This is a genomic window from Aeromonas salmonicida (assembly GCF_028355655.1).
Taxonomy (GTDB): Bacteria; Pseudomonadota; Gammaproteobacteria; order Enterobacterales; family Aeromonadaceae; genus Aeromonas; species Aeromonas salmonicida.
Genome location: NZ_CP110645.1, coordinates 1272179 through 1288119, shown reverse-complemented (window position 1 = coordinate 1288119; position 15941 = coordinate 1272179). Strand labels below are relative to the sequence as shown.

The following is a 15941-nucleotide window of genomic DNA, read 5'->3' as shown; positions in this document are numbered from 1 at the left end:
GGAGGAGCATCATCGCATATCCCGCCCCCCACGCGGTTCGTAAAAGGGTGCGCCGTCGTCACACTTCTTTGACCCATTCTTTGATGTGGCTCAGGCCGGGGCGGACAAAAGTCCTGCGGCCGACCCCGCGCAGCCCCTAGAATAGGCCCGTTCCGATCACCTCCCTTTTTCAAATTTTCAAAGGAAACGAAAATGAGCATATTCGAGTGGTTCAGCATCAATCACACCCTGGTGACCATACCGCTGGGCGGCGGTTACGCCATGTCGTGGATTGAAGCCATCGGCACCCTGTTTGGCCTGGCCTGCATCTGGTTTGCCAGTCAGGAGAAGACCATCAACTACCTGTTCGGCCTTATCAACGTCAGTCTGTTTGCCATCATCTTCTTCCAGATCCAGCTCTACGGCCTGCTGATGCTGCAGCTCTTTTTCTTCTGCGCCAACCTCTACGGCTGGTACGCCTGGACTCGGCCCGCCAACGATCAGGGGGACACACTGCAAGTCCGCTGGCTGAGCAAGTCCAAGCTGATGGTGACCGCCGCCCTGAGCGTGCTGGCCATTGCCCTGCTGACCCGCTATATCGACCCTGTGTTCGCCGCGCTGGCGCGCACTTCCGTCTCACTGCTCAACCTGCTGGGCGCGGGTCTCGCAACGCCTGAGCCCTCCCCCGATGCCTTCCCGTTCTGGGATGCCAGCATGACGGTGCTCTCCGTGGTCGCCCAGATCCTGATGACCCGCAAATACGTGGAGAACTGGATCCTCTGGGTGGTCATCAACATCATCAGCATCGGCGTCTATGCCGCTCAGGGCGTCTATGCCATGTCGCTGGAGTACCTGATCCTGCTGTTTATCGCCGCCAACGGTACCCGCCTCTGGATGCTGGCGGCCAAACGCCAACGGCAGGAAGTGATCGCATGAGCCTGCTGCCCCACCTGCAATGCCGCCCGGATCAGATTGCCGAGCGGGTTGTTTTGTGCGGCGACCCGGCCCGGGTCGATCGCATCGCAAACCAGCTGGCGTCGTGTGACGTACTGGGCCAGCACCGGGAGTTTCGCCTGATCAACGGCCGTTATCAGGGACTGCCAATCACAGTCTGCAGCACAGGCATAGGCGGCGCGTCGGCCATCATAGCGCTGGAGGAGCTGGTGCAAGCCGGCGCCCGAGCACTGGTCAGGGTCGGCTCGGCGGGGGCCTTGCAACATGAGATAGCACTGGGAGATCTCATCGTGGTGGAAGGGGCCGTACGCCACGATGGCGCCTCACAAGCCTATCTGCCCCCCGAGTACCCCGCCTGCGCCGACATTCGCCTGCAGGCAGCCCTGCTCGACCACATCGCCGCCAGCGGCCTGCCCCATTGGCACGGTCTGGTGCGATCCCACGACAGCTTCTACCGGGATGACGAGCTGGCGGTGTGCCGCTACTGGCACGAGCGCGGCCTGCTGGGGGCCGACATGGAGACAGCCTCCCTGCTCACAGTGGGTCGCCTGCGCAAGGTGCGGGTCGCCGCCGTGCTCTGCAACGTGGTGGCATTCGAGCAGGACGTGCAGCAGGGCGTGGGTGACTACGCCAGCGCCGAGCAGGCCATGATGACCGGCGAGCGACTGGCCATCGCCGCCGCGCTCCATGCCCTGGTGCAGTAAGCCAGGCTCATCCTGACCCCTTCAGGGGCTGGTACCGCAGCGGCCCCTGACAAAACGTTAAGCCCGGCACATTCAATGGCACGGGCGCTGGTATCCGGCCCGCGCTCTTGCTAGCCTCATGGCCCTCGTTTCCCCCGCGGGTTTCTCATGCAGCAACAACCCTATCCTCTCGGCCGCTTTCACACCGAACTCAGCCAGCAAGAACCCGAATTTGCCAGGGCGCTCGAGGAGTGCAGCCTGTTCCTGCGCCGCTACCTGCCGGGCGAACCCATCATGCGGCAGGGGGAGCAGAGCGAGTGCCTCTATCTGGTGGAGACGGGCCGAGTCTCCCTCAACAGCACTGTGCACTCGGGGCGCATCTTTCAGCTCGGCGAAATAGCCTGCCACAACCAGATCTTCGGCGAGATGGAGTTCTTCAGTGCCACCCCGGTGCAGTGGAGCGTGGTGGCCGAGACCGAGCTGGATGCCAGCGTCATCTGTGCGCACAAGCTGGCCCAGCGGCTGCTGGCAGAACCCGGCCTGGTACTCTTCTTCGCCGCGGCCCTGGCCAGTGATTATCTCGATACCCTGGACATCACCACCAGCCGCTTGCTGCATCCCATCGCCTACAACATTGCTTATGAACTATGGCGCGAGCGCCAGCGCACTCCCATGCTGGGTTCGCGCAAGCGGGCTCATGAAGCGGCGCGCTTTGGCACCACGGAGCGGGTCTATCGCCGCGCCCTCAAGGAGCTGGTCGAGCAGGGAATCGTGTGCGAAGGCGCTGATGGCCTCGCCATCGCCGATCTCGCCAAACTGCGCGCCTACCTCAACCTTTAACTGCTATCAAAGAGACATCCCATGCATTCCCAATCCTACCCAGAGTTCACCTTCTTCAGCCGCTTCGTGACCGATATTCAGGCAGGCCGCAAGACCATCACCATTCGCGATGAGAGCGAAGCCCGGTGGCAACCGGGCCAGCGACTGGCACTCTTTACCAACCCCGAGCACCAGCCGTTCGGCACCATTGAGGTACTGTCGGTCACGTCGGTCGCCTTCGATGCCCTCAACGACGAACACGCCCGCCAGGAGAACATGACCCTGGCGGAGCTAAAACAGGTGATCCGGGATATCTACCCTGACCTGCCGCCACTCTATGTAATTGAATTCAAACTGCTTGCCTGATTGATGACCCGAGTCCGATTTGGCCTTGGCCGAGCAATATGCTAATAGTGTCCACTTTGCATCCTGGAGGAGCCAAACGTGTTTGAGATAGCGAGCCTGAAAGAGGCGATGATGCACGGGGTCGAGCTGTTCCAGCTGCTGCTGGAGATCATCTCCATCGCCTGCGTGGTCATTGGCCTTGGCAAGACCCTCTGGCTGGCGGCGCGGGTACGGGATCACCAGCCCGGCTTTCCGCGGATCCGGCTCTGTTTTGGCAGCTGGCTTATTCTGGCGCTGGAATTCCAGCTCGCCGCCGACATACTGGCCACCACTGTCGCGCCAAGCAAGGAGGAGCTGATCCGTCTCGCCATCATTGCGGTGATCCGCACCTTCCTCAACTACTTCCTCGGCAAGGAGCTGGAGGCACAGGCCGAGCGCCAGCAGGCTGAACAGGTCACGGCCAACCGATAACCCTTTCCCATCACAGCTATTGAATCCTGCCACACATGTAGCAAGGGAGGGCGGCCTGTGACCCTCCCCTCATTTTTGACAATCAGTCAACTATGGAACCCTTTTCAGACGTTCCCACGCCCTGCCCCGCGCATCTGCAAACACCTAGAATGGGGTCATCTCTCTGTGCCCGGCCTGACCCATGACCCCTCTCGATAACTGTGTGATTTACCAGATCTACCCCATGAGCTTTCAGGACAGTAACGGCGATGGCATGGGGGATATCAATGGCATTTGCCAGCGCCTCGACTATCTGGCCGAGCTTGGGGTCGACATGCTCTGGCTTACCCCTGTCTATTGCTCCCCCAAACGGGACAACGGCTATGACGTGGCTGATTATCGCCACATAGACCCGGCGTTCGGCACCCTGACCGACATGGAACAGCTGATTGCGAAGGCTGCCGAACGCGGCATGGGCATCATGATGGACATAGTCGCCAACCATACTTCCACCGAACATGAGTGGTTTGTACGGGCGCTTGCCGGGGACGCCCGCTATCAGGCCTATTACGTTTTTCGGGATAAAGCCTTCGTCGATACCCATCCGGTGCAATCCATCTTCGGCGGCAGCGGCTGGCAATACGTGCCAGCGCTCGACAGCTACTATCTGCACAACTTCGATGTGAGCCAGGCCGATCTCGACTGGGACAACCCGGCGGTGCGCGCCGAGATGGCTGACGTGATCAACTTCTGGCTGGCCAAGGGCATAAAGGGGTTCCGCTTCGATGTGATCGACATGGTGAGCAAGGAGTGGTCGCCCCTTGCCATGAGCAACGGCCCCCGCCTGCACGACTATATCCGCGAGCTCAACGGCGCCAGCTTCGGCAACAAGGGGATCATCACGGTCGGGGAAACCTGGGGGGCGGATCTCGCTCATATGCAGCACTATTCGAACCCGAATGGCAGCGAATTCAGCATGGTGTTCAACTTCGAACACCTGGGGCTGGGGCAGGATAAATGGTCATCCCGCTTTGATCTCCTCACCTTCAAGCGGGCCATGGCCCGCCACCAGCAGGGGCTGCACGGCCGGGGCTGGAACAGCCTGTTTCTCGGCAATCACGACCTGCCCCGCGCCGTCTCCCGCTTTGGCGACGACAGGCCCGAGTGGCGCGAGCTGAGTGCCAAACAGTGGGCCCTGGTGCTGCACATGATGCAGGGCACCCCCTTCATCTATCAGGGGGAGGAGCTGGGCATGACCAACCGCCACTGGCAAACCGATGAGTTGCGCGATGTGGAGGCCATCCACTACTGTGCCAGCCAGGCGGAGCTGGATCCCGCCGAGCTGAGCCGCCGTATCGATGCGATTGGCCGCGACAACGCCCGCACCCCGATGCAGTGGGATGCGAGCCGACATGCGGGCTTCAGCACGGCCGCCCCCTGGATCGCGGTCAACGAGAACCACGTAGAGATCAACGCCGCCGAGCAGCTGGCCCGCCCCGGCTCGCTGTTTCACTGCTATCGCCAGCTGATTGCATTGCGCAAGGCCCACCCCGTCATTCGTCATGGCGACTTCGAGCTGCTGGATGGGGATGATCCACAGCGTGTCAGCTACCGCCGTCAGTGGCGGGATCCTGCCACCGGCGAGACCCACACCCTGTTGCTGCTCGCCAATCTCACCGCGGGCACCTTGTCCATGCCCTATCTTGACATGGTGGAGAGGGGGGCCACCCTGCTGATGGGCAACTACCCGGACGCGCCCACGACTCACTTTGCTCCCTATCAGGCCACCGTCTGGCTGATGCAGGCATAAGCGGGTGAGTAACAGGCGGCGCTTCGGGGCCGGCACATGGCCTCCCCGCTTGTGCTGGCTCCCAATATCCCTCTCGTTTATCGCCGCCAATACATGACCAGGTCCTGGCCCTGTTATTTCCCTGTATTGTTCTCCTCCATATTGGCCTGCACCATTTATCTTTAATCACTTAAAAACTTCGTATTTTCAGGCGTGTGGCGACCAGCCCGAAATATAACAACCGATCTCTTTATAGATAATAGAGACACCACAACGCACTGTTTCTAATGAAGTAATAACGAATGTAGGTCTATTGAATGGTTATTTACAGGATGTATTTTGTTCTATTTAGCCAGGGTTAAAAGTCAATTCAAATCTGCGGCCTTGTTATTCCAAGCCTGAACCTTATGGTTTCCATCCGGCGCGAGGAGATCCTCGCTCTGCGCCAACATGCAGTTCAGGCTCGCGGGATAGTTATCCCGCCATAACAAAAAGGTAATCATCATGCGTAAAACCGGTGTGGCACTCGCCATCTCGACTCTCTTCTGGCTCAATTCGGCCACGGCAACTCCCATCATATTCCCGGACGACCCGCTGGCCAGCCATGGACCAGAGACGCCCGCCCTCGCTCGCACCTTCCAGCTGGCGCAGGACGATCTGGGCAACCGGATCCACCAGCTCCATCTGCCAATTCAGACCGAACCCGAGCTGGTGGCTGAGCTGGAGCAGATCGGCAGGCAGCAGGGATTCTCGGTCAACACCCATGACGACATGTACAAATGGACCGAAGACAACATGTGGCTGTCACGGGATGGCGCCCTCGTCTTCCGCCCCAGGGCGCCACTGGCCGACAAGGGTCACTACCACGCCTTCATCACAGCCCTGACAGCGCAGAGCCCGCAGGCCGAGCAGGAGGGCCACCACAGTCTGGGCAACCAGGATTCTCAGGGGTTGGAGGATGGCATGCTGGCCCAGGCCGACACCTTTGCCAACGAGCAGGGACGGGAGCTGATCCCGACCTTCTCCATCATAGATGGCGGCAACATGCTGACCGGCCAGCGGGCCGACGGTACCCCCTATGCCCTGATCGGTCGCGATGCCCTGCTTCAGACCACTCTGCACCACAGCCGGCTGGATAGGGAGCGCATCGCTACCCGGCAGGAGACCATGGAGCGCGACGGTGACTTTCGGCTGCAACTGATCGAGCGGGAGTGGCTGGGCAGCCCCCATACGGTGCAGAACGGCCACGATACCGAGGTGGACCTCATACTGCTGGAGGCCGCCAACCTGCTGCCTCGGGATCTGAACGCCGAGCAGCGCCACGCCTTTGCCAGAACCGCGCGCGCCAAGGCCGAGCTGGCACAGTACCAAGTGGACTGGGACAGCCGGCAGGCCGCACAGGGGAGGATGTTTCTGAGCCAGCAGCAGGGCGCCCTCATCGCCGAGCGCTATCGCGCGCTCCATGGCCAGGCGCTGCCGGCCTCCTTCGATCTGCTGGCCCGGCTGAAACAGGACTACGCCAGCCTGGTGGTCACCGCCGATCTCCACTCCGACTTTGCTGATGATCAGATAGAGAAGGAGATGCAAACGCTGCAGGCCGATACCGCCACCCTGACCCGGCTGGGACGCATGCTGCAGGCCGGCGGCTACCAACGCAAGGAGTTGGCCGGCGCCGAGCTGGATGAGCAGACCCGCCGTTTCCTCGCCATGATGGCCATCAGCCAGCGCCTGATGGCGCAGGAGCTCAAGGTGGCCGAGCGCGATCTGGTGATCCTGGCCCAACCCGGTTTTCACCTCGACATGGCCATGCGCCCGCTGGCCGATGGCCGCATTCTGTTCAACGACCCTGCGGCCAGCGAGGCGCTGATCCAGCAGGTGCTGGCCAGCAACGGCAGCCTGAACGATAGCGAGCGCCAGGGCCTCACCGAGACCCTCACCAGCCTGAAACAACAGGCCGAACGCTGGCACAAGATCCATGCCCTCATCCGGCAGCAGCTGACCGACGCAGGTCTGACTCCCATCGCCACCCCGGGCGCCTTCAACGTGAACAAGCGGGCGGTGAACTGGATGAACGGCATCATGGGCACGGCGCAGCAACCCTTCTACATCACCAACGCCGCCAGCATAGCCCCCTTGAATCAGGCCTTCAGCGCCTGGTTGAAACGCGAGGTGCCCGAGCTGACCATCTACTTTGTGGGTCAGACAGCAAGCAGCACGCGGGAGGGATTTAACCAGGCGGAGGCTCTGCTCAGGGGCAGCGGCGGCCTGGATTGCATCACCTTGCACCACGAGTAGCGAGTGCTTGATCCAGGCGTTCAACTGACAGTCATTTGACTCGCAAGCGGGTTCTGTGTAATTTGCGACCAGAATTTTTGTTGGACCGCTTTTCCATGTTGTACATCCTGTTCAAATGCTCTGTCAGGAGGCTGTGCTCCGTGCACTAACACGATGAAGTGTTGCCCGGAGCCATCCCTCTTCTGAATCTTCATCAGCTGCGTGCACGCCCTCTCACAGGGAGGCTGCCCCGCATCTGATGAAAACAGGGGACTCAGGCCGGCGAGATGCTTCATCGCCGGCCTTTTTGTTTCTGATATTCAGGACAAAGTTTCAATATTGCTTGAAACGGGGGCCGGTACGCCAAGTACCAGCCCCCCGTTTTTTATGGATGTAGCACCATGAGTTTACTCACCATTCAAAACCTGACTTGTCACATGGGTGACAAGACCCTCTACCAGCAGGCCAGTTTCACCCTCTTCGCCGGCGAGCATATCGGCGTCACGGGCAAAAACGGGGCAGGTAAAAGCACCTTGCTGAAACTGCTGCAGGCGGAACTGTTGCCCGACGGGGGCGACATCCTCTGGCAGCCCGCTGTGAGCCTCGGTTATCTGGATCAGCATGCCGAGATGGACGCGCAAACAAGAGTGCGCGAATACCTGTAAACCGCTTTTGCAGATCTCTACCGGCAGGAGGCAGAGATAATGGCCATCTACGCCTGCCCGGCGAAAAGTATCCAAGCGCGCCATCTGGCACGTGCCGCCACCCTTCAGGCCAGCCTGGAGAGCCGGTCGTTTTATCTGGTCGACAGCCGCATCGATGCGGTGGCGGGTGGCCTGGGGATCACTCAGTTGGGTATGCATACCCGGTTGGGGGAATTGAGCGGCGGACAAAGGCACAAGGTCATGCTGGCCCGCCTGCTGTTGCTCGCGCCGGATGTCCTGCTGCTGGACGAGCCGACCAATTATCTGGATACCCTTCACCTTGACTGGCTGGCGAACTACCTGAGCGGCTTCAAGGGAGCCTTTATGGTGGTCTCTCACGACAAGGCGTTTCTAAACCGGATTGCCACCGGCATTTGCGACATAGACCGGCAGCAGATCCGCAAATTCAAGGGTAACGTCGACAAGGCCATGGCCCAGAAAACCACTGAAGATGCCACCCATGGGAGGCAGTATCTGGCGCAGCAGCGACATATCGACAAGCTTGAACACTTCATTGCCAAAAACGGGGCCGGGGTCAACGCCAGCATCGCCAATGGCCGCAAGAAACAGCTGGACCGCATAGACAGGCTGGCAACACCGGAGCAGGAAAAGGCCGTCGCCTTCTCGTTTCGTAACGCCCCGCACAATGGGCAGCAGCTGCTTGCCGCCACTGAGCTGGTCATTGGCTATCGACGCCCCTTGTTGGCCCCCATCTCGCTGACCCTGAGCCGTGGCGACAAGCTGGTGATTGCCGGGTTCAACGGCATAGGTAAATCCACCCTGCTGAAAACCCTGGTGGGCGAGCTGCCCCCGGTATCTGGCCAGCTCGCCCTGTCACCGGCCCTCAAACTGGGTTATTTCGAGCAGGCGCTGTACTGGGGTGACCCGGATGCCACACCTGTCAATCTGGTGAAAGCTGTGTGCCCGGGCGTGGATGACAAGGTGGCCCGGCAACATCTGGCACGCTTTGGCATAACAGGAAAACTGGCATTGCGGCCGATTGCCTCCCTCAGTGGTGGTGAGCAGACCAGGGTGAAACTGTGCCGACTGGCCCTGCAACCCACGAATCTGCTGGTACTGGACGAACCGACCACACACCTGGATGCCACCGTCAAAGCAGCCCTGCAACAGGCCTTGCAGGACTATCCAGGTACTGTGGTGCTGGTCTGCCACGAACGGGAGTTCATCGCCCACTGGCCGGATCGGGTGGTGGATATTCACGCCTTCACTGCCGCTGAACATACGTATTGCGTTTGAGGTCAAAGATATGTTTTTGAAAATATTGCTGTTCTTGATTGCGTTTCTGGTGGGGGCCGATGAGCTGATGCTGGGCCCCATACTGGCTCCCATCGGCAAGGATCTGGGAGTTCAACCCGAGCGCGTGACCCTCTTCATCACCGCCTACAGCCTGGCGCTGGCGATGGTCGCCCCCTTGCTGGGCACCCTCTCGGATCGTCTGGGCCGAATGAAGGTGATGCTGCCCGCCGCCCTGTTGTTCAGGGCGGCCTCAGTCGCAACAGGCCTGGTGGAGAACTTTGAATGGGGGCTCGCAAGCCGGGTGCTCACCGGCCTTGCCAGTGCCGGCATGTTGCCCATCGCCTTTGCCATGGCAGCTGACAGCGCAGGGACAGATGCCATGAAGCGCATTGCCTGGGTCCAGGCAGGCCTGACCCTGGGCATGATAGCGAGCCCGGCCGTCGGGGCTCTGCTGACCCAATGGCTCTCCTGGCGGGCTGCCTTCATCCTGCTCGGCGTGTGCGCCTGGGGTGTGGCGGCGGCGCTGGCCTTGCTGCCCGCTGGCCAAGCTCCGGCAGAAAAATCGGCTGAGCATCAGGAGGACAAGGGCCCCCGCCTGCTGGCCATCCCGGGCGCGGTCGGTGCCCTGTTCGCCATGTGCCTGGGTCTTGGCGGCGGCATCGGCCTGTTCAATCTCGTCGGCCAGCACCTGCGCGATACCCAGGAGTGGTCCATCGGGTCCGTGGGGGGCTTGTACGCTCTGCTTGGCATCATCAGCGTCATCGGCAACCTGCTGATGCCCCGCCTGTCTGGCCGGGTCGAGAGCGGGCGCACCCTGATGCGTATGGCCTTGGTGGTCTGCTTGCTGGTCAGCGTCTGGTTTTACCTCTATCCGGCTGAGCAACCCATGCTGCTACCGCTGCTGCTGTGGGCACTGGCAGGCGGCATAGGATCGCCCGCGCTGCAGGGCTATATTGCGCAGCTCTCCAGCGCTCACAGAGGCATGCTGATGTCGCTGGCGATGACCATGATGCACCTTGGCGTGGCGCTCTGGTCCGGTGTCGCCGGATTCGCCTACAGCGCAGGGCCTGTGGCCTTGGCAGCCCTGGCCATACTGCTGTTCGGCAGTGCCATAGTGGTCTTGCGGCCGGTCAACGCCACGGCCTGATCCCCGACAGAAAACGAGCGTGAACCAGGCACGCACCCCAACAGGTCGCCCATCCACCATGAGCGGCGACCTGTTTCCAACTCAGGCTGCCGGTGCAAGCAAACATGACTCTTCCATCTAATTATTTAATTTCATGATTTATTTAATTCAACGATTTCGGTACCGCCCCATCCCTGCCACCATTATTCACGCTGGATCGATAGATATGTCCCGACAAATAGACCCGATTATTTTCAAGGGTATAAATGACGAATAGATGATGTATTAATTGATTATTTATCCCGTTTGATGCGATCTCTCCAACCCTCTTACTATGCCTGCGACCTATCCATGGCCGGTTGCCCGCAACCGGCCTTCAAACTGGCATAGCAAGTGGACAACTCATGATCACCACAGACGGTAATAACGCAGTCGCCTCAGTGGCGTACCGCACCAGCGAAGTCATCGCCATCTACCCCATCACCCCCAGCTCCACCATGGCGGAGCAGGCGTCGGCCTGGTCGAGCGATCGGGGCAAGAATCTGTGGGGGGATGTACCTCGCGTGGTGGAGATGCAATCGGAGGGGGGCGCCATCGCCACCGTCCACGGCGCCCTGCAGACAGGCGCGCTGGCAACCTCGTTTACCTCGTCCCAGGGGCTCTTGCTGATGATCCCCAACCTCTACAAGCTGGCGGGTCAGCTCATCCCCTTCGTGCTGCATGTGGCGGCGCGCACAGTGGCGACCCACGCCCTCTCGATTTTTGGCGATCACTCGGACGTGATGGCGGTGCGCCAGACCGGCTGCGCCATGCTCTGTGCCAGCAATGTGCAGGAGGCGCAGGATTTCGCCCTGATTTCCCAGGTGGCCAGCCTCAACAGCCGGCTGCCCTTCATCCACTTCTTCGACGGTTTTCGCACCTCCCACGAGATAGCCAAGATAGTGCCGCTGGCGGATGACACACTGCGTGCCCTGCTGCCGGAGGCGGCGATCCGCGCCCATCGCGATCGGGCGCTCACCCCCGACAGGCCTGTCATTCGCGGCACCGCCGCCAACCCGGACACCTACTTCCAGTGCAGGGAAGCGAGCAACCCCTGGTATGACGAGGGCTATCGCCACGTGAGCGAGGCGATGCAAGCCTTCGGCGAACAGACCGGCCGTCACTACCAGCCGTTTGAATATGTAGGTCACCCGCAGGCCGAGCGGGTGCTGGTGCTGATGGGGTCCGCCATCGGCACCTGCGAAGAGGTGATCGAACGGCTGCTGGCCAGAGGCGAGAAGGTGGGGCTGGTGAAGGTGCGCCTCTACCGCCCCTTCAGTGCCGAGCATCTGCTGGCGGTGATTCCCGAGAGCGCCTGCAAGATTGCAGTGCTGGATCGCACCAAGGAGCCGGGGGCCCAGGCCGAGCCGCTCTATCTGGATGTGATGACGGCGCTGGCCGAGGCAGTCAGCCGGGGCGATCGGGCCAGCCTGCCACGGGTCATCGGCGGCCGCTACGGCCTCTCCTCCAAGGAGTTCAATCCGGCCTGCGTGCAGGCCATCTTCGATGAGCTGACGCTGGATAACCCACGGCCGCGCTTTACCGTCGGTATCTTCGACGACGTCACCGGCCTCTCCCTGCCGCTGCCGGTGCTCGGCTCTTCGCAACACAAGCCGAGCCAGAGCAAGCTGGAGGCGCTCTTCTACGGCCTTGGCAGCGACGGCACCGTCTCGGCGGCCAAGAACAGCATCAAGATCCTCGGCAACCACACACAACTCTATCCGCAGGGCTACTTCGTCTACGACTCCAAGAAGGCGGGCGGCCTCACCGTCTCCCACCTGAGGGTGAATGAGCGGCCGGTGCAATCGGCCTATCTCGTGGATGAGGCGGACTTTATCGGCTGCCACCAGTGGCAGTTCATCGACCTGTACCAGATGGCGGAGCGGCTCAAACCGAACGGGATCTTCCTGCTCAACAGCCCCTACGACGCCGATCAGATCTGGCAGCGACTGCCGCAAGAGGTGCAACAGGCCCTGCGTGCAAAAGAGGCGCGTTTCTACATCATCAATGCCGCCAAGATTGCCCGGGAGTGCCAGCTCGGCAGCCGCATCAATACCGTGATGCAGATGGCCTTCTTCCAACTCACCGCCATCATACCGCCGGCAGAGGCCACCGAGTTGCTCAAGCAGGCCATCGCTACCAGCTATAGCAGCAAGGGACAAGCGCTGGTCGAACGCAACTGGCAGGCCCTGGCCGCCACCTGCGAGGCGCTGATCCCTGTGCCGCTGCAGGTGCTTGATCAGTCCAGCCACCAGCGCCCCCCCGTGGTATCGGCCAAGGCCCCCGACTTCGTCCAGACCGTCACCGCCGCCATGCTGGCGGGGCTGGGCGACAGCCTGCCGGTCTCCGCCTTCCCGCCGGACGGCACCTGGCCGGTGGGCACCACCCGCTGGGAGAAGCGCAACATCGCCAAGGAAGTGCCCATCTGGCAAGCGGACCTGTGCACCCAGTGCAACTACTGCGTGGCCGCATGCCCCCACTCGGCCATCCGCGCCAAGGTGGTGGACAAAGATGCACTGGAGGGTGCCCCCGCGACCCTGGATGCGCTCGATGTGAAGGCCCGCGACATGCGCGGCCAGCAATATGTGCTGCAGGTGGCGCCTGAGGATTGCACAGGCTGCAACCTCTGCGTCGAGGTCTGCCCGGCCAAGGATCGCACCGATCCGAGCCGCAAGGCGATCAACATGGCGTCCAGGCTCGACCACCTAGAGGACCAGAAGTCGAACTACGACTTCTTCCTGGACCTCCCCGAGCGCACGGCCGAGCAGCTGGAGCGCATCGACATTCGCACCTCCCAGCTCATCTCGCCGCTGTTCGAATACTCGGGCGCCTGCTCCGGCTGCGGCGAGACCCCCTACATCAAGCTGCTGACCCAGCTCTACGGGGACAGGCTGCTGATCGCCAACGCCACCGGCTGCTCCTCCATCTATGGCGGCAACCTGCCAACCACCCCCTACACCACCAACGCCGAGGGCCGTGGCCCGGCCTGGGCCAACTCCTTGTTCGAAGACAACGCCGAATTTGGCTTGGGCTTCAGGCTCACCGTCGATCATCATCGCGAGCGGATGCAACGCCTGCTGGCCAGCCTGGGCGACGCAGTCCCGGCCGAGCTGCAACAGGCGCTGCAAGATGCCGGCCTGCCGGTCTCCGAGCAGCGGGCCCATATAGCGCAGCTGCGCAGTCTGTTGCAGGGTCGCACCGAGCCGGGCGCGGCTGAGCTGGCACGGGATGCGGACTACCTGGTGGACAAGTCGGTCTGGCTCATCGGTGGCGATGGCTGGGCTTATGACATCGGCTTTGGCGGGCTCGACCACGTGCTGAGTCTGGGGGAGAACATCAATGTGCTGGTGCTCGACACCCAGTGCTACTCCAACACCGGCGGCCAGCAGTCCAAGGCCACGCCACTCGGTGCCATCACCAAGTTTGGCGAGCAGGGCAAGCGCAAGGGGCGCAAGGATCTTGGTGCCAGCATCATGATGTATGGCCACGTCTATGTGGCGCAGATCTCCCTCGGCGCCCAGATGAACCAGACGGTGAAGGCCATTCAGGAGGCGGAAGCCTACCCGGGACCGTCGCTCATCATCGCCTACAGCCCCTGCGAGGAGCACGGCTACGATCTGGCCCAGAGCCACGAGCAGATGAAGCAGCTGACCGCCACCGGCTTCTGGCCGCTCTACCGCTTCGATCCGCGCCGCAGCGACGAGGGCAAGCTGCCGCTGGCGCTCGACTCCCGGGCACCGAACGCCTCGCTGGCCGAGACCCTGAGCCAGGAGCCCCGCTTCCAGCGCCTCGAACGACAGTTGCCGGAGGTCGCCACCCTGCTCTATCGCGAAGCGGAACTGGACGCCAACCGCCGCTTCGCCTGGCTCAGCCAGCTGGCCGGCAAGGAGGCTCCCCCACAGGAGTGATCGGCCTGCCGGCGACCAGTGAAACCGGATAACAAAGAGGGCTCCCGTTGGGAGCCCTCTTCACATCCAGTCTGATCGGCATCAGGCAGGCATGGTAGCCAGCTCGTGCCGCTTCAATGCCAATAGTGTGATGAGCAAGGCGGCACTGGCGATCAGCGCCATGCCGATATAGGTAGCGCTGAATCCCGGAGCCAGCTCGACCGGACTCAGGCTGGCCAGGTTGTGGCTGGTGCCCGCTGGCAGGGCGGCATGAAACAGCACGGAGCAGATGGCGACCCCGACCGCGCCCCCCAGCTCACGGCCGAAGTTGAACAGGGACATGCCGATGCCGCGATCCGCTGCCGGCAATGCATTTTGCACCACAACCGCGAGGGCCGGCAGCACCAGCCCCAGACCCAGACCAGCAAAGCCCAGCCCCAGACTGGCCCAGACATCGAAATGAATTTGCCACAAAGCCAGCGCCGACAGTGCAAAGCCCACCACCACGAAGCGCTTGTAGTAACCGGTGCGACCGATCAGCTTGCCACCGACGAAGGCACCCGCCGTGATGCAGACCATGAAGATCACCATGTAGAGGCCGCTCTCGCTGGCCCCCATCCCCTTCTGCCACTGCATCTGCAACGGCAGATAGACCAGCACGGCGAACATCAGCAGTTGCGAAACCAGTGCCAGCAGCACACTCACCAGATAACCGGGCAACCGCACCAGATGGACAGGCAGGATAGGATCATGGGCACGTCGCTCCACCAGGATCAGCAGCAGCAAGGCAACCGCCAAACCCGCCGCCAGCCAGATGGGAGGCAACGCAGTCTCGGGTGATAACAGCAACAGGGTCAGCGTGGTCACTGTGATGAGCAGTGCCGCACCCTTCCAGTCGAAACGGCTGTGACGACGCACATTGAGGTGCTTGAGGTTGCGGTTCACCAGCCAGATGGCGAGCGCCCCGAGAGGCAGGTTGATCCAGAAGATCCAGCGCCAGCTCAACTGCTCGGTAAAGTAGCCGCCGAGCAGAGGCCCGGCGATACTGGAGACCGCATACACGGCCGAGATGTAACCCTGATACTTGCCCACCTCCCGTGGCGGTATGCAGTCGGCAATCACGGTAAAGGCAAGTGCAATGAGGCCGCCGCCCCCCAGCCCTTGCAGCACACGAGCCGCCAGCAGCGTCGGCAGATCCTGCGCCAGAGCGCAGGCCACGGATCCCGCCAGGAAAAGACCAATACCGATATTGAGCATGCGTACCCGACCGAACAGATCGCTCAACTTGCCATACACGGGCAGGGCGGCGGTGGCAGCCAACAGATAGGCGGTCACCACCCAGGTGAGGGCTGCGCCTGCGTTCAGCTCGGCGCCAATGATGGGCAAGGGGGTGGTGACTATGCTCTTTTCCAGTGAACCCAGGGCGATCACCAGGGCCACGCTTGAGAAGATGGTTTTTGGGGACATATAACCGGCTCGCTAATGTGAAATGCCAAAATCTGCGGCAAAGAACTTATTATTGTCTCATAAATCATTATCCGATGGCTAAAACCACTGCCATCCAGCGGCCAGTCCCTTGACCATGACGGCCGTCGCGGCATCCGAACGCCGGATCTGGTAGTGTGGTCTTTTGCC

11 protein-coding genes and 1 pseudogene are annotated in these 15941 nt (G+C 61.6%); 11 read left to right on the top strand and 1 reads right to left on the bottom strand.

Going from position 1 to position 15941, the window contains the following annotated elements:
- Nucleotides 1–192 precede the first annotated feature (192 nt).
- The 11 genes and pseudogenes from pnuC to nifJ all read left to right on the top strand — a co-directional run bounded on the left by pnuC (nucleotide 193) and on the right by nifJ (nucleotide 14327).
- Entirely contained in the window at nucleotides 193–915 is a 723-nt protein-coding gene (gene pnuC, locus ONZ54_RS06330; protein WP_005317039.1) for a nicotinamide riboside transporter PnuC, read from the top strand.
- A complete protein-coding gene (locus ONZ54_RS06325; protein ID WP_059168408.1) occupies nucleotides 912–1637 on the top strand; it encodes a nucleoside phosphorylase in 726 nt (241 codons plus the stop codon). The genes pnuC and ONZ54_RS06325 overlap by 4 nt, the downstream gene beginning before the upstream one ends.
- A 147-nt stretch (nucleotides 1638–1784) precedes the next feature.
- Nucleotides 1785–2456 carry a Crp/Fnr family transcriptional regulator gene (locus tag ONZ54_RS06320; protein ID WP_271787723.1) on the top strand — a complete coding sequence of 224 codons (672 nt, stop codon included), beginning with the start codon at nucleotides 1785–1787 and terminating at the stop codon, nucleotides 2454–2456.
- 21 nt (nucleotides 2457–2477) lie between these two features.
- Nucleotides 2478–2801, top strand: a complete 324-nt coding sequence (gene yqfB, locus ONZ54_RS06315) for a N(4)-acetylcytidine aminohydrolase (protein WP_059168406.1) — start codon at nucleotides 2478–2480, stop codon at nucleotides 2799–2801.
- Between the two features lie 78 nt (nucleotides 2802–2879).
- Nucleotides 2880–3251: a DUF1622 domain-containing protein gene (locus ONZ54_RS06310; RefSeq protein WP_021141165.1), complete on the top strand. Its 372-nt coding sequence runs from the start codon at nucleotides 2880–2882 to the stop codon at nucleotides 3249–3251.
- Nucleotides 3252–3432: 181 nt separating this feature from the next.
- Nucleotides 3433–5040, top strand: coding sequence for a glycoside hydrolase family 13 protein (locus tag ONZ54_RS06305; protein ID WP_271787722.1), 1608 nt, complete (start codon nucleotides 3433–3435; stop codon nucleotides 5038–5040).
- 483 nt (nucleotides 5041–5523) lie between these two features.
- On the top strand, nucleotides 5524–7314 hold the full coding sequence (locus tag ONZ54_RS06300) for a hypothetical protein (RefSeq protein ID WP_271787721.1): 1791 nt from the start codon (nucleotides 5524–5526) through the stop codon (nucleotides 7312–7314).
- 380 nt (nucleotides 7315–7694) lie between these two features.
- A pseudogene (locus ONZ54_RS23245) lies at nucleotides 7695–8246 on the top strand (ATP-binding cassette domain-containing protein); the annotation flags it as partial.
- A 75-nt stretch (nucleotides 8247–8321) separates the two neighbouring features.
- Nucleotides 8322–9254 (top strand): ATP-binding cassette domain-containing protein, encoded by a 933-nt coding sequence (locus ONZ54_RS06290; protein ID WP_271788255.1) that lies wholly within the window; start codon nucleotides 8322–8324, stop codon nucleotides 9252–9254.
- 10 nt (nucleotides 9255–9264) lie between these two features.
- Nucleotides 9265–10401 carry an MFS transporter gene (locus tag ONZ54_RS06285; RefSeq protein WP_271787720.1) on the top strand — a complete coding sequence of 379 codons (1137 nt, stop codon included), beginning with the start codon at nucleotides 9265–9267 and terminating at the stop codon, nucleotides 10399–10401.
- 383 nt (nucleotides 10402–10784) lie between these two features.
- A complete protein-coding gene (nifJ, locus tag ONZ54_RS06280; RefSeq protein ID WP_271787718.1) occupies nucleotides 10785–14327 on the top strand; it encodes a pyruvate:ferredoxin (flavodoxin) oxidoreductase in 3543 nt (1180 codons plus the stop codon).
- 81 nt (nucleotides 14328–14408) lie between these two features.
- Here the strand turns inward: nifJ and ONZ54_RS06275 are convergent, their stop codons facing one another.
- Nucleotides 14409–15773 carry an MDR family MFS transporter gene (locus ONZ54_RS06275; RefSeq protein WP_021140393.1) on the bottom strand — a complete coding sequence of 455 codons (1365 nt, stop codon included), beginning with the start codon at nucleotides 15771–15773 and terminating at the stop codon, nucleotides 14409–14411.
- Nucleotides 15774–15941: the final 168 nt, after the last annotated feature.